The 26,144-nt window shown below is 43.0% G+C and carries 26 protein-coding genes; 16 read left to right on the top strand and 10 right to left on the bottom strand.

Features of this window, described 5'->3' with window-relative positions:
* Both AC37HE_RS15890 and recJ read right to left on the bottom strand, forming a co-directional pair.
* A partial coding sequence (locus AC37HE_RS15890; RefSeq protein WP_500783928.1) for a uracil-xanthine permease family protein occupies positions 1-743 on the bottom strand: 743 nt, incomplete at its 3' end.
* Positions 744-773: 30 nt separating this feature from the next.
* Positions 774-2,495 carry a single-stranded-DNA-specific exonuclease RecJ gene (gene recJ, locus AC37HE_RS15885; RefSeq protein ID WP_500783926.1) on the bottom strand — a complete coding sequence of 574 codons (1,722 nt, stop codon included), beginning with the start codon at positions 2,493-2,495 and terminating at the stop codon, positions 774-776.
* 311 nt (positions 2,496-2,806) lie between these two features.
* Here recJ and lysS point away from each other — a divergent pair, with 311 nt between their 5' ends.
* The 4 genes from lysS (at position 2,807) to AC37HE_RS15865 (ending at position 7,199) form a co-directional block, all read left to right on the top strand.
* Entirely contained in the window at positions 2,807-4,528 is a 1,722-nt protein-coding gene (lysS, locus tag AC37HE_RS15880) for a lysine--tRNA ligase (RefSeq protein WP_500783924.1), read from the top strand.
* Positions 4,529-4,541: 13 nt separating this feature from the next.
* A complete protein-coding gene (locus tag AC37HE_RS15875; protein ID WP_500783922.1) occupies positions 4,542-5,537 on the top strand; it encodes an NAD(P)H-dependent glycerol-3-phosphate dehydrogenase in 996 nt (331 codons plus the stop codon).
* Between the two features lie 140 nt (positions 5,538-5,677).
* On the top strand, positions 5,678-6,595 hold the full coding sequence (locus tag AC37HE_RS15870) for a DMT family transporter (protein ID WP_500783920.1): 918 nt from the start codon (positions 5,678-5,680) through the stop codon (positions 6,593-6,595).
* A 1-nt stretch (position 6,596) separates the two neighbouring features.
* Positions 6,597-7,199 carry an acyl carrier protein phosphodiesterase gene (locus AC37HE_RS15865; protein ID WP_500783918.1) on the top strand — a complete coding sequence of 201 codons (603 nt, stop codon included), beginning with the start codon at positions 6,597-6,599 and terminating at the stop codon, positions 7,197-7,199.
* An 82-nt stretch (positions 7,200-7,281) separates the two neighbouring features.
* Here the strand turns inward: AC37HE_RS15865 and AC37HE_RS15860 are convergent, their stop codons facing one another.
* The 3 genes from AC37HE_RS15860 to lipA form a co-directional block, all read right to left on the bottom strand.
* Entirely contained in the window at positions 7,282-8,187 is a 906-nt protein-coding gene (locus AC37HE_RS15860) for a D-hexose-6-phosphate mutarotase (RefSeq protein WP_500783916.1), read from the bottom strand.
* Positions 8,188-8,211: 24 nt separating this feature from the next.
* Positions 8,212-8,880: a lipoyl(octanoyl) transferase LipB gene (lipB, locus tag AC37HE_RS15855; protein ID WP_500783914.1), complete on the bottom strand. Its 669-nt coding sequence runs from the start codon at positions 8,878-8,880 to the stop codon at positions 8,212-8,214.
* Positions 8,881-8,969: 89 nt separating this feature from the next.
* A complete protein-coding gene (lipA, locus tag AC37HE_RS15850) occupies positions 8,970-9,833 on the bottom strand; it encodes a lipoyl synthase (RefSeq protein WP_500783912.1) in 864 nt (287 codons plus the stop codon).
* Positions 9,834-10,044: 211 nt separating this feature from the next.
* On the opposite strand from lipA, the gene AC37HE_RS15845 reads away from it, so the two are divergent.
* From AC37HE_RS15845 to AC37HE_RS15825, 5 genes are all read left to right on the top strand, one after another.
* On the top strand, positions 10,045-11,898 hold the full coding sequence (locus tag AC37HE_RS15845; RefSeq protein ID WP_500783910.1) for a tetratricopeptide repeat protein: 1,854 nt from the start codon (positions 10,045-10,047) through the stop codon (positions 11,896-11,898).
* Positions 11,899-12,828: a DMT family transporter gene (locus tag AC37HE_RS15840; protein ID WP_500783908.1), complete on the top strand. Its 930-nt coding sequence runs from the start codon at positions 11,899-11,901 to the stop codon at positions 12,826-12,828.
* The gene (ruvC, locus tag AC37HE_RS15835; RefSeq protein ID WP_500783906.1) at positions 12,825-13,379 is read left to right on the top strand and encodes a crossover junction endodeoxyribonuclease RuvC; all 555 of its coding nucleotides are present in this window, start codon (positions 12,825-12,827) and stop codon (positions 13,377-13,379) included. Before AC37HE_RS15840 ends, ruvC begins: the two co-directional genes overlap by 4 nt.
* A 96-nt stretch (positions 13,380-13,475) precedes the next feature.
* Positions 13,476-14,138: a uracil-DNA glycosylase gene (ung, locus tag AC37HE_RS15830; protein WP_500783905.1), complete on the top strand. Its 663-nt coding sequence runs from the start codon at positions 13,476-13,478 to the stop codon at positions 14,136-14,138.
* Positions 14,139-14,268: 130 nt separating this feature from the next.
* Positions 14,269-15,564 (top strand): DEAD/DEAH box helicase, encoded by a 1,296-nt coding sequence (locus AC37HE_RS15825; RefSeq protein WP_500783904.1) that lies wholly within the window; start codon positions 14,269-14,271, stop codon positions 15,562-15,564.
* A 67-nt stretch (positions 15,565-15,631) separates the two neighbouring features.
* Here the strand turns inward: AC37HE_RS15825 and AC37HE_RS15820 are convergent, their stop codons facing one another.
* The 3 genes from AC37HE_RS15820 to AC37HE_RS15810 all read right to left on the bottom strand — a co-directional run bounded on the left by AC37HE_RS15820 (position 15,632) and on the right by AC37HE_RS15810 (position 18,724).
* On the bottom strand, positions 15,632-16,717 hold the full coding sequence (locus AC37HE_RS15820; protein WP_500783902.1) for a 3-oxoacyl-ACP synthase III family protein: 1,086 nt from the start codon (positions 16,715-16,717) through the stop codon (positions 15,632-15,634).
* A 27-nt stretch (positions 16,718-16,744) separates the two neighbouring features.
* A complete protein-coding gene (locus AC37HE_RS15815) occupies positions 16,745-17,497 on the bottom strand; it encodes a UDP-2,3-diacylglucosamine diphosphatase (RefSeq protein ID WP_500783900.1) in 753 nt (250 codons plus the stop codon).
* Positions 17,498-17,575: 78 nt separating this feature from the next.
* Complete coding sequence (locus tag AC37HE_RS15810) at positions 17,576-18,724, bottom strand: redoxin domain-containing protein (protein ID WP_500783899.1); 1,149 nt, start codon at positions 18,722-18,724, stop codon at positions 17,576-17,578.
* Positions 18,725-18,877: 153 nt separating this feature from the next.
* Between AC37HE_RS15810 and AC37HE_RS15805 the strand changes: the two genes are divergently transcribed.
* From AC37HE_RS15805 to AC37HE_RS15795, 3 genes are all read left to right on the top strand, one after another.
* Positions 18,878-19,813 (top strand): bifunctional riboflavin kinase/FAD synthetase, encoded by a 936-nt coding sequence (locus tag AC37HE_RS15805; protein ID WP_500783897.1) that lies wholly within the window; start codon positions 18,878-18,880, stop codon positions 19,811-19,813.
* Positions 19,814-19,981: 168 nt separating this feature from the next.
* Positions 19,982-21,400, top strand: a complete 1,419-nt coding sequence (gene ahcY, locus AC37HE_RS15800) for an adenosylhomocysteinase (protein ID WP_500783895.1) — start codon at positions 19,982-19,984, stop codon at positions 21,398-21,400.
* Between the two features lie 64 nt (positions 21,401-21,464).
* Entirely contained in the window at positions 21,465-21,887 is a 423-nt protein-coding gene (locus AC37HE_RS15795) for a hypothetical protein (protein ID WP_500783894.1), read from the top strand.
* Here the strand turns inward: AC37HE_RS15795 and AC37HE_RS15790 are convergent.
* On the bottom strand, positions 21,884-22,309 hold the full coding sequence (locus AC37HE_RS15790) for a Rieske (2Fe-2S) protein (RefSeq protein WP_500783892.1): 426 nt from the start codon (positions 22,307-22,309) through the stop codon (positions 21,884-21,886). The genes AC37HE_RS15795 and AC37HE_RS15790 overlap by 4 nt on opposite strands.
* 68 nt (positions 22,310-22,377) lie before the next feature.
* On the opposite strand from AC37HE_RS15790, the gene AC37HE_RS15785 reads away from it, so the two are divergent.
* The 3 genes from AC37HE_RS15785 (at position 22,378) to AC37HE_RS15775 (ending at position 23,879) form a co-directional block, all read left to right on the top strand.
* Positions 22,378-22,842 (top strand): hypothetical protein, encoded by a 465-nt coding sequence (locus AC37HE_RS15785; protein WP_500783891.1) that lies wholly within the window; start codon positions 22,378-22,380, stop codon positions 22,840-22,842.
* A gap of 155 nt (positions 22,843-22,997) precedes the next feature.
* Positions 22,998-23,471 (top strand): transcription elongation factor GreA, encoded by a 474-nt coding sequence (greA, locus tag AC37HE_RS15780; protein WP_500783889.1) that lies wholly within the window; start codon positions 22,998-23,000, stop codon positions 23,469-23,471.
* A gap of 9 nt (positions 23,472-23,480) precedes the next feature.
* Positions 23,481-23,879 (top strand): HIT family protein, encoded by a 399-nt coding sequence (locus tag AC37HE_RS15775; RefSeq protein ID WP_500783888.1) that lies wholly within the window; start codon positions 23,481-23,483, stop codon positions 23,877-23,879.
* Positions 23,880-23,991: 112 nt separating this feature from the next.
* Here AC37HE_RS15775 and AC37HE_RS15770 read toward each other — a convergent pair whose 3' ends face one another.
* Positions 23,992-24,510 (bottom strand): outer membrane beta-barrel protein, encoded by a 519-nt coding sequence (locus tag AC37HE_RS15770; protein WP_500783886.1) that lies wholly within the window; start codon positions 24,508-24,510, stop codon positions 23,992-23,994.
* Between the two features lie 290 nt (positions 24,511-24,800).
* Between AC37HE_RS15770 and AC37HE_RS15765 the strand changes: the two genes are divergently transcribed.
* Positions 24,801-26,135, top strand: coding sequence for a DNA recombination protein RmuC (locus AC37HE_RS15765; RefSeq protein WP_500783884.1), 1,335 nt, complete (start codon positions 24,801-24,803; stop codon positions 26,133-26,135).
* The last annotated feature ends 9 nt before the right edge of the window (positions 26,136-26,144 follow it).

The raw sequence follows: 26,144 nt of genomic DNA, 5'->3' as shown, positions 1-26,144 counted from the left end.
TTTTCAATAAAGTTCTTTTCGGCAACTCCCCCGATAGCATACATATCACCAACATGTTCAATGATTGGAGCTATGGCAACCGGAATCATATAGGTAATGGCCCCCCAGCTGAATTTAGGTGCAGTAAAGGCCGGAAATCCAATCCAACTGGCTTCTTTTATTGGCGTGAAGTCAATAACCCCGAGTGCTAAACCTATGATGTAGCCGACCACGATACCAATGAAAATTGGGATCAGTTTAATCAGACCTTTGGTGAAAACCACCACAATAATGGCTGTTAGTAAGCTGGAACTTGCAATAATCCAGTTTGTTTTGGCCATATCTACAGCAGTGCTTGCTAGTGATAAACCGATAATCATGATGACAGGTCCAACAACTGTTGAAGGGAATAGCCGTTCAACGAATGTCAGTCCTCTGACTTTTATAACTGCAGAAACTATCGCATAAACAAGTCCTACTGCAATAATTCCGGAAAATGTTCCGGGTAGTCCGTATAGTTTAGTTGATTCAATTATTGGGGCAATAAAGGCAAAGCTACTTCCCAGGAAAACAGGAACCATTCCTTTGGTAATTAAGTGGAAGAGTAAAGTTCCGATTCCGGCAGTGAATAAAGCTACTGCAGGATCAATGCCAACTAAGAGAGGGACTAATACTGTTGCCCCAAAAGCAACAAATAGGAATTGTACGCCTAAAACCATATTCTTTGGAGTAAACTGGCTCTGGCTGTTACGGGTTGAATCCATAGGTTTCAATTTTACAGTTAGTAAACAGGATTAATAAATCTTTGCAGCGATGTCTTTAATATAGAGTTGCAAATTTGTTTTTCCTCTGAATTCGTTTTCTGAAATGTGGTAAAGAATGTCGAATGGTAATCCCTGGCTGATTGCTTCGTAATGATTGGCATGGTTAAAAGCAATGGCTGAGAAAACCGATGAGTTTCCGGTGGGCTCGACCAGGTCGAGTTTGAGATGTTCCAGGTTCCGGCCAACACATCGACTTGTTCCACTGTCAAGCACGTTTTCGGTCAGGAAAAGCGGTGTCATATTGTGCGGCCCAAAAGGCTCAAACTGCTTTAATATGCGATAAAACTTGGGGGTGATATCGGAAAGCTGAAGTTTGGTGTCAGCTTCATAAACTTCCGTTTTCTGCGATTCGGTAATCGTATTTTTCACGATTTCCTCAAAACGACGTGCGAAAGCCGGTATATTTTCAATTTTCATCGTCAAACCAGCCGCATACATGTGCCCTCCATATGATTCAAGCAAATCCGAACATTGCCCGATTGCTTCATATAAATCAAAATCCCGTACTGAGCGAGCCGAGCCTGTTGCCAAGCCATTCGATTCCGTCAGGATAATTGTAGGGCGGTAGTAATGTTCGGTTAAACGCGAAGCAACAATACCTACAACTCCTTTGTGCCAGTCGCGGTTATACAAGACTGTTGAGTGTCGTTCAGCATGAAACGGGTCATGCGTAATCATATTCAGGGCATCTTGAGTGATGTCGCGGTCGAGTGTTTTGCGAATTTCGTTGTACGAGTTGATCTCTTCGCCTAGCGCAATGGATTGGTCTTCATCGTTCATGACCAAAATCTCAACTGATTTCTTGCCGTGTTCAATACGGCCTGAAGCGTTAAGGCGTGGACCGATTTTGAAAACGATGTCACTGATGGAGAGTTTTTGACCGACTAAATTCGAAATCTGGATAATTGTTTTCAATCCCAGACTTGGGTTAACATTCAGCTTTTTCAACCCGAAGTGAGCTAGAACCCGGTTTTCGCCGGTTACCGGAACAATGTCAGAGGCAATACTAACGACAACCATATCGAGCAAATCATATAGCTCAACAACCGGGATGTCATTCTTTTGCGTGTATGCTTGCAAAAGTTTGAAACCGACACCGCAGCCCGAAAGTTCCTTGTATGGATATTTGCAGTCAGGACGTTTAGGATCGAGAACAGCGACAGCATTCGGAATTTCATCGTCGGGATTGTGGTGGTCGCAGATAATGAAATCGATGCCAAGCTCTTTAGCCTGGCGGATTTTTTCAATTGCTTTTATCCCGCAGTCAAGCACGATAACCAGTGAAACTTTTTCGTTAGAGGCGTACTCAATACTCCGGGGTGAAATGCCATAACCTTCGGAGTAACGGTCCGGAATATAAAAGTCAAGATCTTTGATACGTGTTCGCAGGAACTGGTACATCAGAGCAACCGAGGTTGTTCCGTCAACATCGTAATCTCCGTAAATAAGGACCTTCTCTTGATTTTCAATTGCTTTTTCAAGGCGGGCAACAGCCTTATCCATATCTTTCATCAAAAACGGATCATGCAGATCGGAAAGTTTGGGACGAAAGAACGATTTAGCTTCATTAAAGGATGTAATCCCCCGTTGTGCCAACAGGTTTGCAATAACCATGTTGACATTCAGGGCTGCAGATAAATGCTTGATTACATTTATGTCGCCTTGTTCTTTTACTTTCCAGATTTTTTCCATTGGTGTTGAAGGTCTTCCTTCGGAGATGCAATAATTAAAACTGTTCAAAGATAAGAAATGAAGCTAGAACTGGAAACTGTATTTTAAGTACATGAGGGTCTTTATTTCAACTTACTTGACAAAAATTTCATCTAATTTTCATCGGTTCAAACCATTAGCCTGTATATAAAATTGTTAACATTATTGTCGAAAAGACAAATCCTTGATTTTGCATGATTTAGTTTCAAATTCATCGGAAGTAGGGATTTTTTAATTCTTATCTTATCTTTGCACAGATTTTTTAAAAGCAGAATTTATAATTATTCATTCCAATGAGTACAGCAGAGTTAAGCGAACAGGAAGTTATTCGGAGAAATTCTTTAGCGAAGTTAAGAGAGTTGGGAATTGAGCCATATCCGGCTGCAGAGTTTGAAGTAAATGCTAAAGCAGCACAAATAAAGGCTGAATTTGAACCGGAAAAGCAGAACTTTCAGGAGGTTGCCTTGGCAGGTCGGATTATGAGCCGCCGTATTATGGGAAAAGCTTCTTTCGCTGAGTTGCAGGATGATACAGGTCGTATTCAGCTTTACATTAACCGCGATGAAATTTGTGAAGGAGAGGATAAAGCTTTATATAACGATGTGTTTAAAAAATTGCTGGACATTGGCGATTTTATTGGAATTAAAGGTTTTGCTTTCACAACACAAGTGGGTGAAAAATCAGTTCATGTGAAGGAACTGGTTGTGTTGAGTAAGTCGTTGCGTCCACTTCCGATTGTCAAAGAAAAAGACGGTAAAATATATGATGCGTTCACCGATCCGGAGATGCGTTACCGTCAGCGTTACGTTGACTTGGTAGTGAATCCGCAGGTGAAGGATGCCTTCATTAAACGAACAAAAATCGTTAACACCATGCGTCAAATGTTTAACGAACATGGTTACCTGGAGGTTGAAACACCAATTTTGCAGTCAATTCCGGGTGGTGCAGCTGCGCGTCCATTCATTACACATCATAATTCACTGAATATTCCTTTGTATTTGCGTATTGCCAACGAGTTGTATCTGAAACGCTTGATTGTTGGTGGTTTTGAAGGAGTATACGAGTTTGCGAAAGATTTTCGTAACGAAGGCATGGACCGGACTCATAATCCAGAGTTCACTGCGATGGAAATTTATGTCGCTTATAAAGATTATAAGTGGATGATGAATTTCACCGAAGAAATGGTTGAGCGTGTTGCTTTGGCACTGCACGGTAAAACCGAAGTTCAGGTTGGTGATAAAGTCATCGATTTTAAACGTCCTTACCCTCGTGTTACCATGTACGAGGCTATCAAGGAGCATACAGGTTATGATATTGCCGGTAAGTCTGAAGAGGAATTACGCGATATTTGCGATAAGTTGGGCATTGAAACCGATCCGACCATGGGGAAAGGAAAATTGATTGATGAAATATTTGGCGAAAAATGTGAAGGAAATTACATTCAACCGACTTTCATTATCGATTATCCGGTTGAAATGTCGCCGTTGACGAAAAAACATCGCGAAAATCCGGAAGTGACTGAACGTTTCGAGTTGATGGTGAATGGTAAAGAGTTGGCCAATGCCTACTCTGAGTTGAATGATCCGATTGATCAGCGTGAGCGATTTGAAGAGCAAATGCGTTTGTCGGAGAAAGGCGATGATGAAGCCATGTTTATCGATCAGGATTTCTTGCGTGCCTTGGAGTATGGCATGCCTCCTACATCAGGAATGGGAATCGGGATTGACCGTTTGACGATGTTTATGACCAATAATCTGTCTATTCAGGATGTTTTATTCTTCCCCCAAATGAAACCGGAGAAGAAAAATGATGCTGATACAGATGATAAGTTTGAAGCATTCGGAATTCCGACTGAATGGATTGATGTACTCCGTAAAATGGGATTCAAAAAAGTAGATGCTGTAAAAGAAGTAAAACCCGGAAAATTGTTTAACGACCTTTGCGGGTATAACAAGAAAAATAAACTTGGATTGCAAAATCCAACCATGGAAGACGTGACCAGCTGGATCGCCTAACCGTTGGCCTAATATGTTTACAGAACCCAAAATAACAATAATAGGAAGTGGTAGCTGGGCTACGGCTTTAGCAAAAATCCTTCTGAATAATGTTGATCGGATTGGTTGGTATTTCCGGAATCCGGAAAGTATTGAGCAATTCAAACGATTCAAACATAACCCGAACTACTTGCGCGGTGTTGAGTTTGATATTAATCGGGTTGATTTTTTCTGCGATATTAATCAGGCTTTTGAAGAATCGGATATTTTGGTGTTGACCATTCCGTCCGCATTTTTGTATTCGACCCTGTCAGAAGTGACTGTTGATATCAGTTCAAAATACATTGTCTCTGCTATCAAAGGGATTATTCCGGAGGGCAATCAAATCGTTGGTCAATATTTGCATCAACAGTTTAAATTACCATTGGAACGTATTGGTGTGATTGCCGGTCCTTGTCATGCTGAGGAAGTTGCCTTAGAGCGTCTTTCGTACCTGACCATAGCATGTCCGGATATCCGTCGTGCACGTGATTTTGCATTTAAGCTTGAATGTCCGTATATCCGTACGCATGTTTCTGATGATATTTGGGGAACCGAATATGCTTCAGTACTCAAAAATATTATTGCAATTGCATCAGGAATAGTGCATGGTTTGCGCTACGGAGATAATTTTCAGGCGGTTCTAATAGCCAATGCAATCCAGGAAATTAAGCGCTTTGTTGATAAGGTCCATCCAATTACTCGCGATATCAAAAGTTCGGCTTATTTAGGCGATTTATTAGTTACAGCATACTCGCAGTTTTCGCGAAACCGGACCTTTGGTACAATGATTGGTAAAGGCTACACAACCCGAACAGCACAGCTGGAAATGCACATGGTTGCCGAAGGGTATTATGCCACAAAATCCATTCACGAAATTAACCAGGAATACAAAGTCAATCTTCCAATTTGTGAAGCCGTGTACAACATTTTGTATGGCGGAGAAAACCCGGCGGCAGAGGTTCGTCGCCTGACTGAAAAGCTGAGATAACTTTCGCTGGTTGAACTAATATAGTTCGTTTACAAGAAATTCTTTATTTGATATAGTGAGGGCTTCATTCCTTTTTCGGAATGAGGCCTTTCTTATTTTTGTACTTTTGCCTTCATAAACAGTTTCTCAAAGCAGTCAATATGAAATCGGAGCAAATAAAGGGATATGCTTTTGCAATCATCGCAACCATTGCTTTTTCCAATATTTACATATTCAGTAAAGCTGCATTGAACGAGATTCATCTCGTCCAGTTTGCTTTGTATTGGTTTGCTATTGCTGCCGTATTAAATGTTGGTTGGTTATTTTACCGCAAGCACAACCGGTACTTGAGAGTGTTAAGTGGTAAGCAAAAGCGTGCGTTATTCATCCTCGGTATTCTCGAAATCATCACAACAAGCTTTTTCTACCTGTCGATTCAGATTATTCCAGACCCGGCTGTAACTGGCTTTCTGGGAAATTTGTATCCGGTAATTTTAACTGTCATGGGGGTGTTGTTTCTGAAGGAGAAGTTCTCGCCACTGGAGACGGCAGGGGCAAGCTTGGCTCTCGTTGGAGCGTTTGTCGTTAGTTATCGGGGGGGAACAAATTTATCGGAGCTTTTTATTCCGGGTGCGGGTGTGGTTTTGCTCAATGCGCTTTTCGCAGCAATAGCATCAGTTGTTGTAAAACTGAATGTGCGCGATATGTCCCCCGAAATTATCAATACAAACCGCTCAGTATGGTTGTTCGGATTTTCAATTCTGTTGGTTTTATTCTTTCGACCTTCGCTCGAAATTCCGCTTTCTGCATTTGTGAATATTGCCATCGGCGCTTTCCTGGGACCGTTCATCGCGTTGCTGTTAATCTATTACTCGTTTCATTATATTGAAGTCTCGAAATCGTCGATAGTACAAAGCACGAAGGTTGTGTTTGTGTTGATTGGCAGTGTGTTGTATTTCGATACTTTCCCGTTAATGCATCAACTGATTGGGGGCTTCCTGACTTTGGTAGGTGTTGTGTTGATCTCGGCCTCCAGGATTCCTGAATTGGCATTTAAAAAGAAATCGATTCAAAACTGATATGAATTATTTGGCACATCTTTATTTATCGGGCAAGTCGGATGAAGTTTTAGTGGGAAACTTCATTGGAGACTATGTGAAGGGTAGAAAATATCTACACTATTCAGAGGATGTGCAAAAAGGAATTCTTTTACATCGGGCCATTGATTCCTATACCGACGTGCACCCGGTGGTAAAAGAAGTAGTTGCTTATTTTCGTCCTGCTTACGGACGTTATGCCGGCATTGTGACCGATGTAATTCTTGATCATTTTCTGGCTTGTTACTGGCGCGATTATTCGCCTTACTCTTTACGGCAATTTGCCAAGCACGTACATGCTGTGTTACTCTCTAATTTTTTTCAGTTACCAACACGGGTACAGGGTTTTTTGCCTTTTCTGATTCAGCATAAACGGCTGGAGTCTTATGCCCGCATCGATGGTATTCAGCAGTCACTGCATATTATGGCACATCGTACCAGCCTTCCGGATAAAACCAATCAGGCAATTGATGTGCTTGAAAGTAATTTCGGGATTATGCACGAATTGTTTGATCGGTTCTTCGTTGAGCTGATTGCTTACGTAGAGGAAAATTTCCAACTGAAAATAGAACGACCTGTAATCTGATGGCTCTGGCTTTTTCAGATTGAGGAAAAGAAATAAGGCCCGAAGTGATATTCTTCGAGCCTTGCTTCGTATATAAAATTCATTATAAATCCTCCAAGCCAAATACCTGCGTAGTTTCATAAGTTTCGCCCGGAGCCAACAGAATTTCGTAATCGAAGGAGTTGGTTGCTTCAATGCACACGAAATTGGCAAAACCATCGTCAGGCATATCGGTCATTTGGATGCATGCTTCTTGTCCCGGATTCCAGACAGTAGTAACCTTACTGCCCGATTTTTCAATTCGAATGCGACGGCGGAATCCTTCATCATTCAGAACAACAGGATGCTCAGTATTTTGGTAGTGGCGGGTTAGCGGCTCGTTGATAAGTAAAAGCTCTTCCTTTTGTTGACCGTTTGTACCGGTTAATTGGTTGAGGTAGCCCACATCTTGGAGTCCTTCAATTTGAGCGTGCGCAATATCCGAAATGGCAAAATAGCTATGCAGTGCACATCCGTAGGTGAAGCTTTCGGCCGATGTATTTTTCACCTCCAGGCTAACTTGTAACCGGGCGCCAATCATGAAGCACATCACAGCTTCAAAATCGTGGGGCCAAAAGGCTTTGGTTGCATCGGAGGATTTCAGGATCAGTTCAACCTTTGTTTCTCCATTGTGCAGGCTTTCAGTTGAAAGTACATCCCAATATAGGCGACGGCCAAAGCCGTGTTGTGGTAGACTGTTATCTGCTTTGTGGGGACCAAACCAAGGGAAACACACAGGAATGCCTCCACGGATTGGTGTGCCTTCCTCGAAAATCGATTCGGGGCTCATCCACAGCATATCCATCGTGCGCACCGGCCTATAACTGGTTACATGAGCACCGTAAAGGCAGATGTCAGCATCTGCATATTTATTGGAAATACTTAAAAAGACCAGGTCCCCATCCATTTCCATGAAGCCGATTTCGCCTTCTATGCCATATTTATCGTCTAATTCGTCTGTATTGATCATGATTGTTGATTTAGTTATATGTGGTTAATAGATTGCGTTGAACTTTTCCTGAACGACTTTTTTGACTTCTTCCATATCTATTTTGTGACCCAATTCTTGTTCAATCGAAGTTACACCATATGAAACAAAGCCGCAAGGGTTGATATAGTTGAAATAGCGCATATCGGTGTTTACGTTTAGCGCAAATCCGTGCATGGTAACATAGCGGCTCACGCGCACACCGATGGCACAAATCTTTCGAGACTTAGCCGGAATATCACTATCGAGCCAAACCCCGGTTGCACCTTCTTTTCGTCCACCGGTAAGGCCGTAGTGGGCGATCGTTGCAATTATGGCATCTTCCATTTTTTCGATATACTCACGTACCCCAATATGGTAGTATTCCAGGTCGATGATAGGGTAACCAACCAACTGCCCTGGGCCGTGGTAAGTGATGTCGCCGCCACGATTAATTTTGTAATAGGTTGCCTCAATTTTTTTCAGAAAGTCGTCTTGCACCAACAGGTTGTGTTCATCACCACTCTTGCCCAGTGTATACACATGTGGATGCTCTACCAGCAAGAATCGGTTGAGATCAGTTGATCCTCCATTCGCTTTTTTCTGAGCCTGTACTTCTTCCAAAATTTGTTCCTGGTAATCCCAACATTCTTTGTAGTCTTTCTGACCAACATCTTCGTATGTAAAATTTGCCATCTTGTTTTAAGTTCTAAATTCCAAGTTTTAGGTTCGAAAGCCCGGATACCGCACTGTCCTCTTCGATTGAATACAGTGACCGTCCCGTCCTAAGCTCCGGCGTGTAACTCGGCACGGTAGCTCGAGCGCACCAGCGGACTACTTTCGACGAAAGAAAAACCCATTTCCAGGCCAATTGTTCGGTATTTTTCAAATTTGTCAGGGTGAATGTATTCGACAACAGGTAGGTGTTGCTGCGTCGGTGCAAGGTATTGCCCGATGGTTATGACTTTGCATCCAACGGCCAGCAGGTCGTCCATGGTCTGCAGAACTTCATCTTCAGTCTCTCCCAATCCGAGCATGATACCTGATTTTGCGATGCAGTCACTTTGGGCAATGATGCGTAAAACCTCCAGGCTTCGCCGATATTTCGCTACACTTCGAATCTGTGGTGTTAGCCGTTCAACCGTTTCCATGTTGTGCGAAATAACGGCAGGTTTAGCATCAATAATTTGTTTTACCAGTTCTGTTCGTCCCTGAAAATCAGGAATCAGCACCTCGAGCTTTGTTTGTGGATTGGTTGCTTTGATTTGTTTGATTGTTGCCACCCAGGCTTCGGCACCCAAATCCGGTAGGTCATCCCGATCAACCGAAGTAACAACAGCATGTTTGAGCTGCATGATTTTAATGGACTTGGCTACTTGTTCCGGTTCTTTGGGATCAACAGGCAGGGGCTTCCCACTTTGAACACCGCAAAATTTACAATTACGTGTGCATATTTCTCCCAGAATCATGAAAGTTGCTGTTCCGCGGTTCCAGCATTCCCCGATATTTGGGCAGTTTCCACTGGTGCATATGGTGTGGAGCCCATGTTTGCCAACCAAATTTTTTACTTTCGAGTAGCTTTCACCTTTAGGCAGGTTCATCTTCATCCAACGTGGCAGGCGTGGCCGTGGTTGTATTTCTTCGGTCATCACTTTTGTGTTATTTCCCGGTAAATGTAGTTATTTCATTGCTTTTCAAAGTCTCAAATAGAGTTGTGGATGCCGTTTTCGTCGTAAATACCAACGGGAATGGTAGGTAAGATAAATACAAAAGCATTATTTTAGAGCGAAGCCGAATGTACGGACACAATTGGCTGCAAAGAATGTTAGTTTTGTAGTTATGAAGCAATCCCGGATTATAATGTTTTTATTTTTATGCTGTTTGGTTGTATTTAACCTGAAGGTTGAGGCGCAGCAGAACCCGGATGTGAGCAAAGCTCAACTGGCTAACAATTATTACAATACCCGGGAATTTGATAAAGCGGCAGTATTGTACAACGAGTTGTACCAAAGCACGAAAAGTCCGCATTATTTCGAATTTTACCTGAATTGCTTAATTGAAAGTAACCAGTTTGATGTGGCCGAAAAGGAAATTAAAAAGGCCATGCGGAAAAACGATAGCCCGGCAATTTTGTATGTGCAATGGGCGATGCTGTTAAAGAAGAAAGGGCTGGAACAGGAGGCTGATGAGAAGCTTCAGGAAGCCATTGAGACGGTTAAACCATCGCGAAGTGATTACACTCGTCTGGCTAATATTTTATTGAGTAAAGGCGAATACGATTATGCGGAGCAGCTGTACCTGAGTGCCCCGAAGAATATGCCCGGCGAGAGCTTTAATTACGAGTTGGGACGGGTTTATCTGTATCAGCGGAATTATACAAAAATGTTTGAAGTGTATCTGGATATGGTGCGCGACGACGAACAAATGTTGCCTCGTATGGAGAGTGCGGTGCAGAATGCTTTTCGGCTGGATGTAGACCATTCGCTACGAGATCAACTGCAAGCCTCGGTGCTTGAAAGGATGCAGAAGGAGCCGGAAGTATTAGCTTACAATCGCTTGATAATTTGGTTGTTCTTGAGTGAGAAGAAATACGCTCTTGCGCTCCGGCAACAAATTGCGCTGGATAAACGAGGACTCAATGAAGAGCCGATGATTATGGAACTGGCCCGTATTGCCGGCCATAACGAGGGCTTTGATGATGCACTGAAAGCTTACGATTATATTATTGCAAAAGGAAAAGCCACTCCCTATTTGTTTATGGGCAAGGTAAACCGCATGAACTTGCTATACGCTCAGTTTGTAAAAAAGTCTGAAGGAGCATTGTCTGCACAGGAATTGGGCACTCAGTTTGAAAGCTTGCTGGCGGAGCTGGGAATTGAAGCTGACACCTACTCGTTAGTTTCGAATTATGCTCATCTCTTGACCTTCGACTTGGCACAGCCCGATAAGGCGATTGATCTGCTGAATAAAGGGATGGATTTACCGCAGCTTGACCCAATGGAACGCGATGAGTTAAAAACTGCCTTAGGCGATGTTTATGTCTTTACCGGCGATGTTTGGGAAGCTGTTTTGCTGTACTCGCAGGTAATTGATAAAAATAAGAACAATGATCTGGGAGACCAGGTTAAAATGAAAAAAGCCCGGTTGGGCTATTATATGGGCGAAATGTCGTGGGCAAAAGCGCAGCTGGATGTTTTAAAAGCCAGCACGTCGAAATTAATTGCCAACGATGCGATGGAATTATCGCTCTTTATCGGCAATAATATGAATCTGGATACGACCAGTGTGCCCCTGCAGCTTTTCGCAGAAGCCGATTTGTGCTTGTTTCGCCATCAAACTGATGCTGCCTGGGCTATGCTTGATAGTTTGCAGCGTGCTTACCCGTTTCATAGCTTACAGGATGATATTTACTTTCGAAAAGCATCAATTCGGGAGGAGCAGGGGGATTGGGCCGATGCTGCACAATGGTTCGAGAAAATTGTTGTCGAATATCCCTACGACTTGTTGGTTGATGATGCTTTGCTGGAATTAGGCAATTTGTACCGCACAAAACTGAACGATCCGGAGAAAGCGAAAACTTACTACCTGAAGTTGATGACCGACTATCCGGGAAGTGTGCATGTTGAACAGGCTCGTATTTTTTACCGGGAACTGCGGGGCGATTTTGATCAGAATGCGGAGGAACCAATTTCCGTTGAAGAAACCATCAACTAAATGAAAAACCAGAAGACTGCTATTTTCCTGGCTTTGCTGGCCGTGTTGCTTTGGTCGACAGTGGCAACAGCCTTCAAATTGGCCTTGCGCGAGTTTACACCTTTTCAACTGATATTTGTTGCTTCGATTGTTTCGCTGTTCTTTTTTCTGGGCGTTGTCCTGGTATTGGGAAAGTGGCAGGAGTTGATCTCTGTTTCGGGACGTCAATTAGCTGCTTCAGCGGTTCAGGGATTCCTAAATCCGTTCTTTTACTATCTCATTCTTTTTAAAGCTTATGCATTGAATCCGGCGCAGGTAACTCAAGCTCTGAATATGGTTTGGCCGGTAACTCTGGCCTTACTGTCGGTTCCGTTTCTGGGACAAAAGTTAAGCTGGAAAAACCTGGTCGCGATATGTTGCAGCTTTGCAGGGGTGGTTTTCATTTCATCGCAAGGCGGCTGGGATGGCTTTGCCCGCACAAATACGTTGGGAGCTTTACTGGCTTTAGGCAGTAGTCTCATTTGGTCGTTATACTGGATCTTTAGTGCCCGTGATAAACGCGACAGGATCGTTGTGCTTAGCTGGAACTTCATTTTCGGTTTGCTCTTCCTCTATGGATATAGTTTTTTCGAGCCCAATGCCTTTCATTTTCCGTTGTCGGGGCAGGCGTTTTGGGCGGCGGTATATGTTGGCTTATTCGAACTGGGGCTTACTTATGTAATTTGGATTTACGCTTTACACAAAAGTGAAAACAATGCGGTTACCGGGAATTTTGTGTTCTTGTTTCCCTTTATCTCCCTGCTGTTTATCCATTTTATTCTGCACGAAACCATTTATGCTACTACATTTATTGGTTTAAGTTTTATACTTTTAGGCATTCTCATTCAGCAAATCCGGTTGCCATTGTTGCGTTTGGTACAGGTGTTCCGGTTACGAAACAAGCATTCATGAGTTTAGAAGGAAAACGAATTTTAGGAATCGACCCCGGAACAGTGGTGATGGGCTACGGGTTAATTGAAGTGAAAGATAATCAGCCCCATGTACTTCATGTTGGGGTGGTGAAAACGGCCGGATACAACAATCATTATCTTCGCTTAAAACATATTTTCAATCGTACTCAAGCCCTGATTGAAGAATATTTGCCCGATGAACTGGCTATTGAGTCACCCTTCTATGGAAAGGATATCCAGGCTATGTTGAAGCTTGGACGCGCTCAGGGAATTGTAATGGGTTTGGCTCTTCAACGTGATATTCCGGTATTTGAATATGCGCCACTAAAAGTAAAACAAGCGATTACCGGCATGGGGCGTGCAGCAAAAGAGCAAGTTGCATATTTCCTGAAAAATACCTTGAAAGTGGAAGATCTTCCTCCGGAGCTGGATGCCACGGATGCACTGGCAGTAGCTGTTTGTCACTATCTGCAAATGAAAAATCCGGTTGCTAAAGCAGGCTATAAAAGCTGGGGCGATTTTGTGAAGAAAAATCCAGGACGAGTGAAGTAGAAGTGTCCTGTGATCAGTCTCGATGTTCCCGCTCCGTCTTCCTTGTGGCTTCCAAACAATTCTTCTATTTTAGTGGCTCCCAAAAAACAAACAAGCATGGATGTTAAAATTGATGAAAGCTGGAAAGGCGTATTAGCCGACGAGTTTGAAAAGCCTTATTTCGGGAAATTAACGGATTTTGTGCGAAATGAGTATCGCACGCAAACGGTTTTCCCGCCGGCGAAATTAATTTTTAATGCCTTCGATCAATGCCCTTTCGATCAGCTAAAGGTGGTTATTTTGGGGCAAGATCCATACCATGGCCCGGGACAAGCGCATGGCTTATGTTTCTCGGTAAACGATGGTGTTGCATTTCCTCCAAGTCTTCGCAATATTTTTAAAGAGCTGAACGGCGATGTGAGTAAGCCTGTTCCTACATCCGGAAGTCTGATTGAATGGGCTAGGCAGGGCGTTCTTCTCTTAAACGCAACCCTGACTGTTCGGGCTCACCAGGCCGGATCGCACCAGAAAAAGGGATGGGAAGAATTTACCGATGCGGTTATTCATCGCATTAATACAGAGAAGGAGCATGTTGTTTTTATTCTTTGGGGAAGCTACGCCATTCGGAAAGGTGAATTTATCGATCGCAATAAGCACCTGGTGCTGACCTCAGTACACCCATCGCCGCTTTCGGCAAGCCGCGGTTTCTTTGGGAATAAGCATTTTAGCAAAGCCAACGATTTCCTGGTTTCGCATGGGCAGGAACCGATAAACTGGTAAACTTCAGCTAGAACAGAAAGAGTTGATTTGCAATTTCTACGAGCTGTTACAGGTCGGGAGTTTTGAGTGAAATTCAGGCGATGTGGAATATCCGATTTATTCCCTTATCTTTGCGACCTTAATTAATTAGATGACATTTAACGATCTGGGAATCTGTGATTCCATAAAACAAGCTCTCGAAGAAGAGGGCTACAAGAAACCAACTCCGATTCAGGAACAATCAATACCACTCTTACTTAACGGGAAAGACTTACTTGCATCGGCTCAAACCGGTACGGGTAAAACTGCAGCCTTTGCAATTCCAATTCTGCAACAGCTTTATTTGAAGCATCAGCAAAGCAAGGGGAGACGAAAAGTAAGAGCATTGATTGTAACACCGACACGGGAGCTGGCCATTCAGATAGCTGAAAGTTTTGACAGCTACGGGAAATATACGGGATTGAGAAATACCGTCATTTTTGGTGGTGTAAAACAAGACGCGCAGGTACAAGCGCTGCGGCGAGGAGTTGATATCCTGATTGCCACACCGGGCCGTTTACTCGATTTGATGGATCAGGGAGAAATCAAGCTGAATGCTTTGGCACATTTTGTACTAGATGAAGCCGACCGCATGCTCGATATGGGCTTTATCCACGATATTCGGAAACTGATCGGTCGTTTGCCAGTCGAACGGCAATCACTCTTTTTCTCAGCAACCATGCCACCGGCAATTGTCGAATTATCGGGGAAGATACTGGGAAGCCATCCCGAGAAAGTGGAAATAAAACCCGAGCAAACAACTGCCGAGCGGGTAGAGCAGTCGCTGTATTTTGTGAGCAAAAAGTGGAAACCGAAATTATTGCTTCACCTGTTACAAACAATCAGTTACGAGTCGGTAATCGTATTTACACGAACCAAGCATGGTGCCGATAAAGTGGTCCGTATTCTGGATAAGGCCGGTATTGTGTCGGCTGCCATTCATGGGAATAAGTCGCAAAATGCCCGTCAAAAGGCCTTGAATAACTTTAAGGATGGAAAGATGAAGGTGCTGCTGGCAACCGATATTGCAGCACGTGGTATCGATATTGACCAACTATCGCTGGTGATTAATTTCGACTTGCCTAACATCCCGGAGACCTACGTTCACCGGATTGGACGAACAGGTAGAGCTGTTTCGAGCGGTGCAGCTTTGTCGTTTTGCGATATTGAGGAACGGGCTTACCTGCGCGATATTCAGCGGTTTATTAATCAGCAAATTCCCATTGTTGAGGATCATCCTTTTCCTGATGATGAGGAAGAAGAGTTTGTTGTTAAACCTTCGACCAAAAAGAAAGCTCCGGTGAAAAAGTTCACAGCTCCCCGCCCTAAACCGGAAGGCGGAAATCGGGAGCAGAATCGAACAAAAAACCGCAATAAGCGAAAGCCAAATTATCGCGGACGACGATAAAGCAAGAAAGAGTTATCAAACTGAATTGATAACTCTTTCTTTTTTTATTTTTTGAATGGGCTTTCGCTTATTCCCATTTATAAACAATCGAATTGATATTCATTCCTGCACCAACAGAACAAAGTATGATATAATCCCCTTTGTTAATTTCCTGACCTTCCATATCGCCCTTAACTATTAGGTCGAGCAAGGTAGGAACAGTTGCTGTTGAAGAGTTGCCCAGTTTTTCAATGCTCATTGGCATAATACCGGCAGGAATTTCTTTTTCCTTATAAAGCTTGAAAACACCCTTCAGAATTGCTTCGTCCATTTTTTCGTTGGCTTGGTGAATCAACACCTTCTTAATGTCTTTCAGTGTCAGGCCGGCTTTATCCAGGCTGTCTTTTACAACGCCCGGAACATGGCTCAAGGCATACACATAAAGTCTGTGACCTGCCATCTTGATGTATAAATCTTCCCCTTCAAAGTCCGGGTTCATCGATTTTCCAAATGTTAGTAAGTTGGCATACGGATTACAGTCGGAACGACTTGAGTGGGCTAAGATGCCAACAGGCTCTTCACTCCAGTTTGCTTCTACGATTGTAGCACCGGCACCATCGGAGAAAATCATGCTGTCCCGGTCGTGCGGATCAGAAACACGGGAAAGTGTATCGGAGCCAATAACGACACCACGCTTGAATGTTTCACTGCGAATGTAAGCGTCAGCTACGATCATTCCTTGTGTCCAGCCCGGGCAGCCTGAGATGACATCGTGACAAATACAGCCCGGATTTTTAATATCCAGATTCCGCTTTACTCGGTTTGCAAGACCGGGGATGGTATCAACACAAGTTTGATTTGGGTGAACGTCACCAAAGTTGTGACCAAAAATGATGAAATCAAGTGTCTCCGGATCAATGCCGGCTGAATCGCAGGCGTCTTTCACCGCAATTGTTGCTAAATCAGAGTTGATCTGATCATCACCAACCCAACGACGTTCAACAATGTTGGTGATTTCCTGAAATTTAGTAACAATTTCTTCGTTGGTTTTATCAAATTTTTTGCGTGTGGAAGGATCGTAGAACTCATAGTCTAAAAAGTGTTCGTTTTTAACCACTTTAGGTGGAATACAACGACCTGTCCCAATAATTTTTGTGTATATCTTTTTAGTCATAATGATCAAATTTGCTGAAGCAAATTCCTATTGGTTATATTTTTTTAATTCAAACTTTTCTCCGTCAAAAACACCATATGAAAAGTGATTAATCCAATCACCCAGATTGATATAATGGCTCTTATTTCCAATCGGCAAATCTAGTAACAAATGTCGATGTCCGAAAATAAAATAGTCAATCTCTTCATTTTCAAGTACCGAGTTGGCAAAAACAAACAATCCTTCTTTCTCTGGTCCTTTAAAATCATCACCCATGCCTTTGTCTAAACGGCTTTTTTTCGACCACCCGTGGGCAATCATAATTCCTAAATTGGGGTGTATGCGTGCAAACATCCATTGAAAAAAGCGATTGGTAAAGATTTTTTTCAGGAAATGGTAGCCGGTATCGAAAGGATCGAGACCATCACCGTGAGCCAGGAAAAACTTTTTACCGTTGAATGTTGCCCGCATCTCGTTGTAGTGAACGTGGACTCCCAGTTCCGATGGAAGATAGTCGAAGACCCAGACGTCATGATTACCCGTAAAGAAATGAACCGGAATTCCCGAGTCGGCTATTTCCGCAATCTTACCCAAGGTGCGGGTGAAGCCGCGGGGAACTACCTTATGATATTCGAACCAGTAATCGAAAATATCGCCCATCAGGAATAAAACGGCTGCATCTTGCTTAATCTCATCCATCCATCGAACAAAAAGACGCTCTCGTTCTGCGTTATTCTTTAAGGCCGGAGCACCGAGGTGAACATCCGAAATGAAATATATTTTTTTACCCTGCTCGATCAAACTTCCTGTCTTTTAGTTGAAGCGTAGACAAATATACGACTTCGGTTTGTTTGTAATTCCAATTGAAATAAGTGCGTTTTATTTTAACAGGTCGCTCAATAGGTTATTTAAAGCTGGTCCTTTCAGGTCCTTGGCGATAATTTTACCGTCTTTATCCATGAGGTAGTTATAAGGAATGGAAGTTACATTATACAGACCAACCGCTTTCATGCTACCTTTCATGTCGCCAACATTCGTCCATGTCAGCTTGTCTTTATCGATTGCATCCAACCATTCGTAACGGTTTTCATCTACTGATACCTGGTAGATATCGAATCCTTTGTTTTTGTACTTCTTATAAACTTCGGCCAAAACCGGGTTCAAAATGCGGGACCCGCGATCCATCGCCGACCAAAACTGTAGCAGCACGTATTTGCCGCGCATCGAACTTAACGCAATTTCTTTTCCATCCGGGTTGGGGAGAAGAATATCCGGGCTGTTTACCCCTTGGGTTTGGATGAAGTTTTTCATTTTTTCAGCCCGCTCTTCTTGCATCAATTGCAGTGTGTTACTGTACAATGCCTTTACATGTTCCGATTCGGGGAAGAATGAATTCAATGCTGATGCAGCCAGTTTCAGCGATTGCAAATCCTGGATCACATAAGTTTCGTCATCGAACTTCTGGTAAAGAGCCAGTACGTTTGCCATCGAAAATGGATGATCTGAAACAAATTTCTGTGAATATTCAACCTGAGCCTGGCGGATGGCATTATACTCCTCATTCCATTTCTTTTGCTTTTCAGCAAGGTCCGGATCATTGCGAAACGAAATTTGTAAGGTGCGCAACGAATCAAGCTGATGTTTGGTACGGGTCAGGTGCTGATTCAATTCTTTCACAAACTGGGAGCCTTCAGATCCGGAAACCGAATATTCGCGACCAAAATTTGCAGCGTCGCCCTTGACGTTGACGTGTTCGGCAGAATCAACCAATAGTGTGATGAAGTTGTTCTGACTTAACCGCAAAAGGAAAAAGGTAGGATAACTAACATTTCCTTCGAAGCTAAAATCCCCGTCTTTACCAATCTTTACGGAATCGATTGTCTCTGTAGATGACACCTTTAATTCATCCAGATAGAGGTACGAACCATCAGCATTGCTGATTTGACCTTCGATTTTATACTTTGTAGAATCGTTACATGCAACAATTATTGTTGTCAGGGCTAAGAGTAAAACACCAAATTTTCTCACGGATGACATATTTTTTATTCGAGCGGTAAAAATAATAATTTCAACCTCAATCAGGTATGAAGAATGAATCTTTTGAAACATGATTTTCAGAACAGTGTCTTTATCTTCAATTCAAAAATGTATTTTTGGCCTTCGCGAGATAGAAAAGCTAACATGAAGATTTACCGAGATATTGACGAATTTCACGTAGAAAATCCTGTATTAACCATTGGATCATTCGATGGCGTTCACCTCGGACACCTGAAAATCATTAACCGGTTAAAGGATATTGCACGTGAAAAAAAAGGTGAAAGCGTCATCTTTACCTTCTATCCACACCCTCGGTTGGTGCTCTTTCCGGAAGAAGGGAATCTTCGTTTGCTGACAACACTCCATGAAAAAATCCGCCTGTTTGAAAGAGCTGGAATTGACCATTTAATCATTTATCCCTTCACAAAGGAGTTTTCGCAGTTGCGTTACTCCGACTTTGTAAAAACGATTTTAGTTGATGCTTTGCGAATCAAAACGCTGGTGGTAGGCTATGATCACAAATTTGGCAAAAATCGCGAAGGTAGCTTCAACATGTTGCAGGAGTTATCGGCAGAAATGGGTTTTGGCCTGGAAAAACTGGATGTTCTGTTGATTGATGATATCAATATTAGTTCCAGTAAAATCCGGGATTCGTTGCAAGCCGGAAATGCACAACGGGCCAATCGCTATCTGGGCTATTCGTACACCTTGCATGGTACAGTGGTTGAAGGACAGAAGATTGGGCGAAAAATTCAGTTCCCCACAGCAAATGTCCAGGCATCCGATCCGAATAAACTGATTCCCGGTCATGGGGTGTATGCGGTTTATGTGAATGTTGAACACAAGCGTTACATGGGCATGTTGAATATTGGCACTCGCCCAACTGTGAATAATAATGCAGATAACCGGAGCATTGAAGTTCATCTTCTGGGTTTTGAAGGGAATCTATATGGAAAGGAACTTGAGATGGAATTTGTTGAGAAAATCCGGGACGAGCAGAAATTTGCCTCCATCGACGATCTTCGTGTTCAGCTGGAAATGGACAAGCAAACCGTTCTCATCCATCTGGCCAATCAATAATCTTTCAGGAACATCGTTTGCAGATGTATTCCAGGCGTTGAAACAACACGCGGAAACAGCCTTTTGAACTTCCTTTTGGGGCACCAAACAGCATTCGTCATCTTATCTAAAAAAATACTGGTCATTTAGTGGGAAAGAATTATCTTTGCACTCCAAAATTAATTGAGAATGACGACAGTAACAGAAACACAATTGGAATACAAAGTAGCTGATTTATCACTGGCCGACTTTGGACGGAAAGAGATTGAGATTGCTGAAAAGGAAATGCCCGGATTGATGTCAATCCGTAAAAAATATGCAGCCGAGCAGCCCTTGAAAGGTTCTCGCATTATGGGTTCTTTGCACATGACCATTCAGACTGCTGTTTTAATTGAAACATTGGTTGAATTGGGTGCTGAAGTACGCTGGGCAAGCTGTAACATCTTCAGTACGCAAGACCATGCTGCTGCTGCAATTGCTGCTGCAGGAGTTCCTGTTTTTGCATGGAAAGGCGAAACATTGGCCGAGTATTGGTGGTGTACCGAAAAAGCACTTGACTTTGGCAACGGGTTGGGACCGAACCTGATTGTTGACGATGGTGGCGACGCTACCATGATGATTCACCGTGGTGTTGAGGCCGAGAAGGATGCTTCAATTTTGGATGAAGAGGTTGATGCAGAAGATGAAATCCAACTGAATAAAATACTGAAACGCATTTTAGCAGAAACGCCTAATCGCTGGACTAACGCCGCGAAAGAGATTAAAGGTGTGAGCGAAGAAACAACTACCGGAGTTCACCGCTTGTATCAGATGATGGAAGAGGGGAAACTGTTGTTCCCGGCTATTAACGTGAACGACTCGGTTACTAAATCGAAGTTCGATAACCTGTACGGTTGCCGCGAATCGTTAGCCGATGGTATTAAACGTGCTACCGATGTAATGATTGCCGGTAAAGTTGTGGTTGTTGCCGGTTATGGCGATGTTGGTAAAGGTTGTGCCCGTTCGATGCGTGGTTACGGTGCTCGTGTAATTGTTACCGAGATCGATCCGATTTGCGCATTGCAGGCTGCGATGGAAGGTTTCGAGGTGAAAACCATGGATGATGCCCTGGCTGAAGGGAACATTTATGTGACAACAACCGGAAACAAAGATATCATCACTGCCGAACACATGGCTGCCATGAAAGATCAGGCTATCGTGTGTAACATTGGCCACTTTGATAACGAAATTCAGGTGTCTCGTCTGGAGCGTTGGCCGGGAATCGTTAAAACGAATATCAAACCTCAGGTTGATAAATACAGCTATGAGGATGGCCGCTCAATTTACTTGTTAGCTGAAGGTCGTTTGGTAAACCTGGGATGTGCTACAGGTCACCCAAGTTTTGTAATGAGTAACTCATTTACCAACCAAACATTGGCGCAAATTGAATTGTGGAAGAACGACTACAAATTGGATGTTTATCGCTTGCCGAAACATTTGGATGAAGAAGTGGCTCGTTTGCACCTGGAACAAATCGGGGTGAAGCTGACCAAGCTTTCAAAAGAACAAGCAGCTTACATCGGTGTAAAACCGGAAGGTCCTTACAAACCGGAACACTACCGTTATTAATTCGATCTTATTAGAATCAAGATACTAAGCAGCTTTCGGGCTGCTTTTTTTGTACCTTCAAAGCATGGATAAGCAAAACGAGCAAAGAATCGTAGAGCAGTTTATGGCGCTTTTGGAGGATGTGCCCAAAGGGAAGCTGGTTGAGGGAGAATCGCCCGATTTTCTGTTGAAGATTAATCGGAAGAAAACCATTGGCATTGAACTAACTGAGTTGAAAGGGCAAAATTTCATTCAACATTCGGGGAGGCTGAAGCAACCGGAGGAGCTTATTCATAAACTGGCCGAAACAATTGCTGCAAAAGATCAAAAGCTGGGCTTATATCAGCGGAAAAGATTACACCAGATTTGGTTACTTGTTCACCTGGAACACCTGAGTAAGATCAATTTCAACTTCCAAAATAAACTGGGAAAACTGTCCTTTAACTCTGTCTTTGATCGGGTATTTTTGCTGATTTCGTCTACCGATCAATTGTACGAACTGTGTTAGTTTGCAACATAGATGTAGTTGGAGGTTGCCGAAATGGCGTAAAGTCTGAGTGACTCGGTGCTTGGTCCAGATATCAGGGAGCCCCCATCAATCAGGTTAAACTTTGATCCACACTCGGGACAAGTCCCGATTCCGCCTTCGTTCTCTACAATGACTGAAGCATCAGCTTCGTAAGGACAAGCAGCATCGCAAGCCAGGTATTCGAGCCCGTTGTAGATGATGAAAATACCGCCATAGCCGTATTTTGCAAAGTAGGTGACACCGGCAACTTTCAATCCGTTGTAGGTCGTTAAACTTAATCGGGCATCAATATGTACATACGGAATTGATGTTTCCATATCTTTTGAGCACGAAGTAGCACCAGCGATAATCAGCGTCAGGACTAAAGTTAATCTTAAGAAATATGGTTTGATGCCATTCATTTTTTATACCTTTATAAGCAAAACAAATTTCAACGCAATTTATTTCATTGTAGTTAGAATTTAGTCGTATGGAAGATTATATTTTCATCATTATAGCATTGGTTTTATCTGTCATCGGTGCGATGAACAGTTCCAAGAAACGGAGAGAGCAAGCCATGAATCAGATGGACGATGAACAGCCAAGGTCTCCGCGTTCAGTTTTTGAAGAGTTGTTTGAGGACGATTTATTTATGACCGGCAAACAGGAAGCCAATACGGTGCCTCCACCGGTTGAAACAATTCTTACTCCGAAAAAGAAAACGGCTGAAGCCCGGCCCCAAATGCAGGCTCCTCCCAAGATGGCTCATCGGCGAATGGAGCATAAAAGCCTGGCACAAACGGATAGCCGGGTAAAAAGTACATCGAAGGCTCCGGAGCTGGAGAAACTCTCTCGTGAAGATGAAGCCAAACTCACCCCTCGGAATTTATTTCTGGAAGATTTTTCGCTGCGGAAAGCAGTCATCTATTCGGAAATTCTAAATCGGAAATACTAGAACTTTTTAGTTGACAGGAGTTTAAGGAGTATTTTTAAACAAGGGATTCGTATAACTCAAATATTTTATTTAGCTTTGCGTAGACAAAGAGTTCCGCACGCGGAATTCTTTTTTGTTTATATGAAGTCACATAAATTCAAATAAAAGTAAAAGAAATGGGAAAAGTGGCCTATATCACTCAAGACGGTTTAAATAAACTGAAAGCTGAGCTTGATCAGTTGATGAACGTCGAGCGTCCGGCTATTTCAAAGCAAATTGGTGAAGCCATTGAAAAAGGTGATATTTCGGAAAACGCGGAATATGATGCAGCCAAAGATGCTCAGGGAATGCTGGAAGCAAAAATTGCTGTTTTACGCGATAAAATTGCGAATGCACGGATTATCGATGAATCTAAAATCGATACCAGCAGCGTGCAGATTCTGAACAAAGTAACCATCAAAAACAAGAAGAACAATGCTACGATGGTTTACACAATTGTATCAGAACATGAAGCTGACCTTAAATCAGGTAAAATCTCGATTGAAACTCCGATTGCCAAAGGCCTGATGGGCAAGAAAGTTGGCGATGTGGTTGATATTAAAGTTCCTTCGGGAATTATGCAGTTCGAAATTGTAGATATCTCACTTTAATCAGAAGTTATGGCTAGTTTGTTTACCCAAATCGTTCAAGGAGAAATTCCCGCTTATAAGGTGGCTGAGGACGACAACTACCTGGCATTCCTGGATATTTTCCCGGTTGCCCAAGGTCATGTGTTGTGTATCCCGAAAAAAGAAGTTGATTACCTGTTTGATTTGGATGATGAAAGCTATACCGGCCTGCAGCTATTTGCCAAGAAAGTCGCGACCGGCTTAAAAAAAGCCATCCCCTGTGCAAAAGTCGGAGTGATGGTACTCGGCTTGGAGGTACCCCACGCACACATTCATTTAGTGCCTATGCAAACTGAAGCTGATTTGTTACACTTCTCGGATAAAAAGAAATTTACCCCTGAAGAGTTCGAAACAACTGCAGCTTTAATTGCTCAAAATATTGAATTGTAATTTTTGAAAACCATCAGTGTTAACTGGTGGTTTTTTTGTCTTTGTCACTTTCCCCTAAAAAAATAAAAGGCGCCCGAATAGTCGGACGCCTTTCTGTTTTATAGCTGTGCATCTAGATTCTAATTCCTACACCAATCTGAAAGGCATTGTTGTGGATGCCGTTGTTAATATCGGTCATGCCCCACGAATAGCGCCCTTCAATATTTAACATTAAAAAGCTAAATCCTAAGCCCACGAAAGTATTGGTGTCATACCATTTGGCTTTATCGCCGCTCGGTGAGTTGTTTTCACTCAGTTTCACATTGAATGTGGCTCCTGCCAGGCCGTATATCGGTCCCAACTTAGCTTTTAAGCCAACGGGTGCTCCCAGATAGTTAATGGTATAATTCTCGTCCGTTATTTTGGCTTTTGCCTGGGAATATTGTAATCCTGAATGAAAAAACAGAAAGGGGATAATCCTGGTATCCTTGTAAGCATTGATGTATAATGAGCTTCCTGTTTTCCCGATTTTACTGCCGTCAACTTTCATCATGGTGTTTTGGTAGCCCACACGCAGGCCAATCTTTTGGGCCTGTGATTGGAGGCTTACAACGAAAATCAAAGCGACTACTATTCCGATTGTTTTTTTCATGGTCATGATATTTATTGTGAGAACTCAATTGATTCTGTTTTCATTGCTGTGGGTTGAGGAAATCCAAGCCGGTAGGTTCAGGAATTTTCAACTTGACGATATAAATTTACGAAGTTGGACTGAGCTATAAAATCTTAACTCTTTAAAATATAGGATAAATTAGTTTTGACAGGTTAAGTTGGAGGTTTTGGTGGTGTTGCTTCTGAATTTGGAATGGGACTAATTCATCAAAATCTTTCTTTTCTGGTGCGTGACTTCTTTGTACATTTAGGCTTCAAAATAAAATGACAATGGAATTTATCTATCTGCTTGCAGGCCTAATAATTGGCTTTGTTGTGGCTTTTCTGTTTTTTAAATTGAAAGCGAAGTCGCAGGAGCTGGACGTGAAAAATGTGGATGCTGAACGCCTGGCTGCACAAACCGACTATGAGCGAACTAAAGCCCAGCTGGAAGAGCGGGTGGTCAATTTACAGGCGGAAAAGAACCGACTGAGTGAGGAACTAGAACAAACAGAGAAGGAGAACGAGCAAAAATCGGAACGTCTGGCCAGGGCTGAAGTGGAGTTTGCCAACCTGCGTGAAAAGCTGGCGACGCAGAAGCAGGAGATGGAGGAGTTACAAAAGAAATTTACGACCGAATTCGAGAATGTCGCTCATAAGATCTTGAAGCAGAACTCGCAGGAGTTTACACAAGTGAACCAGAAAAATATCAGTGAGATTCTGAATCCTCTGCGCGAGAAGATTCAACTGTTTGAGAAGAAGGTGGAGGATACTTACGAGAAAGGCTTGAAAGATCAGACTGACTTGAAAGCCGAGCTGAAGAAGTTGCACGACCTGAATATGCGTATTAGCGATGAAGCTAACAACCTGACCAAAGCACTGAAAGGGGATGTGAAGAAGCAAGGGAACTGGGGCGAAGTTATTCTGGAGAAAATCCTCGAGCGCTCGGGTCTCAAAGAAGGGCAAGAGTACAGTAAGCAATTTAGTACCCTAAACGATAACGGTCAGCGCATTCAGCCCGATGTGGTGATTAACCTGCCGGATCAAAAGCATATTATTGTTGACTCGAAAGTGTCGCTGATCGCTTACGAACGTTGGGTAAATGCCACCGATGATGAGGAACGTGCCCGTCACATCAAAGATCACCTGGGCAGTTTGAGAGCGCATGTGAAAGGCTTAAGCGAAAAGCACTACCAGGCAGCCAAGGATATTAACAGCCCCGATTTTGTTCTGTTGTTTGTTCCTATCGAGTCATCCTTTAGTGTGGCTATTGAGGCCGACCAGGAATTGTTCTCCTATGCCTGGGATAATAAGGTTGTGATTGTTAGTCCTTCGACCTTGCTGGCTACCTTGAGAACCATTGCATCCATTTGGCAGCAGGAAAACCAAACCCGTAACGCCATTGAAATTGCCCGTCAGGGAGGGGCTTTGTACGATAAGTTTGTGAACTTTATCGGTGATTTGGAAAAGGTTGGTAACAACCTGGATCAAACGCGGAAAAACTACGATTTGGCGATGAATAAACTCAACGACGGGCGTGGCAACCTGGTTCGTTCGGCTGAGAAGTTGCGAGAGCTGGGCGCTAAAGCTACGAAGGAATTACCGGCCAAGTACCTCGACGAATAGCATCTTCCA

This window comes from Mangrovibacterium sp. (assembly GCF_059905295.1).
Note: the sequence above shows the minus strand (reverse complement) of the source record. Positions and strands in the feature narration are given on the sequence as shown.

Bases quoted from the DNA above. Each gene is read 5' to 3' on its own strand.
- recJ (WP_500783926.1), bottom strand. From the start codon at position 2,495: ATGGAAAAAATCTGGAAAGTAAAAGAACAAGGCGACATAAATGTAATC.
- lysS (WP_500783924.1), top strand. From the start codon at position 2,807: ATGAGTACAGCAGAGTTAAGCGAACAGGAAGTTATTCGGAGAAATTCT.
- AC37HE_RS15875 (WP_500783922.1), top strand. From the start codon at position 4,542: ATGTTTACAGAACCCAAAATAACAATAATAGGAAGTGGTAGCTGGGCT.
- AC37HE_RS15870 (WP_500783920.1), top strand. From the start codon at position 5,678: ATGAAATCGGAGCAAATAAAGGGATATGCTTTTGCAATCATCGCAACC.
- AC37HE_RS15865 (WP_500783918.1), top strand. From the start codon at position 6,597: ATGAATTATTTGGCACATCTTTATTTATCGGGCAAGTCGGATGAAGTT.
- AC37HE_RS15860 (WP_500783916.1), bottom strand. From the start codon at position 8,187: ATGATCAATACAGACGAATTAGACGATAAATATGGCATAGAAGGCGAA.
- lipB (WP_500783914.1), bottom strand. From the start codon at position 8,880: ATGGCAAATTTTACATACGAAGATGTTGGTCAGAAAGACTACAAAGAA.
- lipA (WP_500783912.1), bottom strand. From the start codon at position 9,833: ATGACCGAAGAAATACAACCACGGCCACGCCTGCCACGTTGGATGAAG.
- AC37HE_RS15845 (WP_500783910.1), top strand. From the start codon at position 10,045: ATGTTTTTATTTTTATGCTGTTTGGTTGTATTTAACCTGAAGGTTGAG.
- AC37HE_RS15840 (WP_500783908.1), top strand. From the start codon at position 11,899: ATGAAAAACCAGAAGACTGCTATTTTCCTGGCTTTGCTGGCCGTGTTG.
- ruvC (WP_500783906.1), top strand. From the start codon at position 12,825: ATGAGTTTAGAAGGAAAACGAATTTTAGGAATCGACCCCGGAACAGTG.
- ung (WP_500783905.1), top strand. From the start codon at position 13,476: ATGGATGTTAAAATTGATGAAAGCTGGAAAGGCGTATTAGCCGACGAG.
- AC37HE_RS15825 (WP_500783904.1), top strand. From the start codon at position 14,269: ATGACATTTAACGATCTGGGAATCTGTGATTCCATAAAACAAGCTCTC.
- AC37HE_RS15820 (WP_500783902.1), bottom strand. From the start codon at position 16,717: ATGACTAAAAAGATATACACAAAAATTATTGGGACAGGTCGTTGTATT.
- AC37HE_RS15805 (WP_500783897.1), top strand. From the start codon at position 18,878: ATGAAGATTTACCGAGATATTGACGAATTTCACGTAGAAAATCCTGTA.
- ahcY (WP_500783895.1), top strand. From the start codon at position 19,982: ATGACGACAGTAACAGAAACACAATTGGAATACAAAGTAGCTGATTTA.
- AC37HE_RS15795 (WP_500783894.1), top strand. From the start codon at position 21,465: ATGGATAAGCAAAACGAGCAAAGAATCGTAGAGCAGTTTATGGCGCTT.
- AC37HE_RS15790 (WP_500783892.1), bottom strand. From the start codon at position 22,309: ATGAATGGCATCAAACCATATTTCTTAAGATTAACTTTAGTCCTGACG.
- AC37HE_RS15785 (WP_500783891.1), top strand. From the start codon at position 22,378: ATGGAAGATTATATTTTCATCATTATAGCATTGGTTTTATCTGTCATC.
- greA (WP_500783889.1), top strand. From the start codon at position 22,998: ATGGGAAAAGTGGCCTATATCACTCAAGACGGTTTAAATAAACTGAAA.
- AC37HE_RS15775 (WP_500783888.1), top strand. From the start codon at position 23,481: ATGGCTAGTTTGTTTACCCAAATCGTTCAAGGAGAAATTCCCGCTTAT.
- AC37HE_RS15770 (WP_500783886.1), bottom strand. From the start codon at position 24,510: ATGAAAAAAACAATCGGAATAGTAGTCGCTTTGATTTTCGTTGTAAGC.
- AC37HE_RS15765 (WP_500783884.1), top strand. From the start codon at position 24,801: ATGGAATTTATCTATCTGCTTGCAGGCCTAATAATTGGCTTTGTTGTG.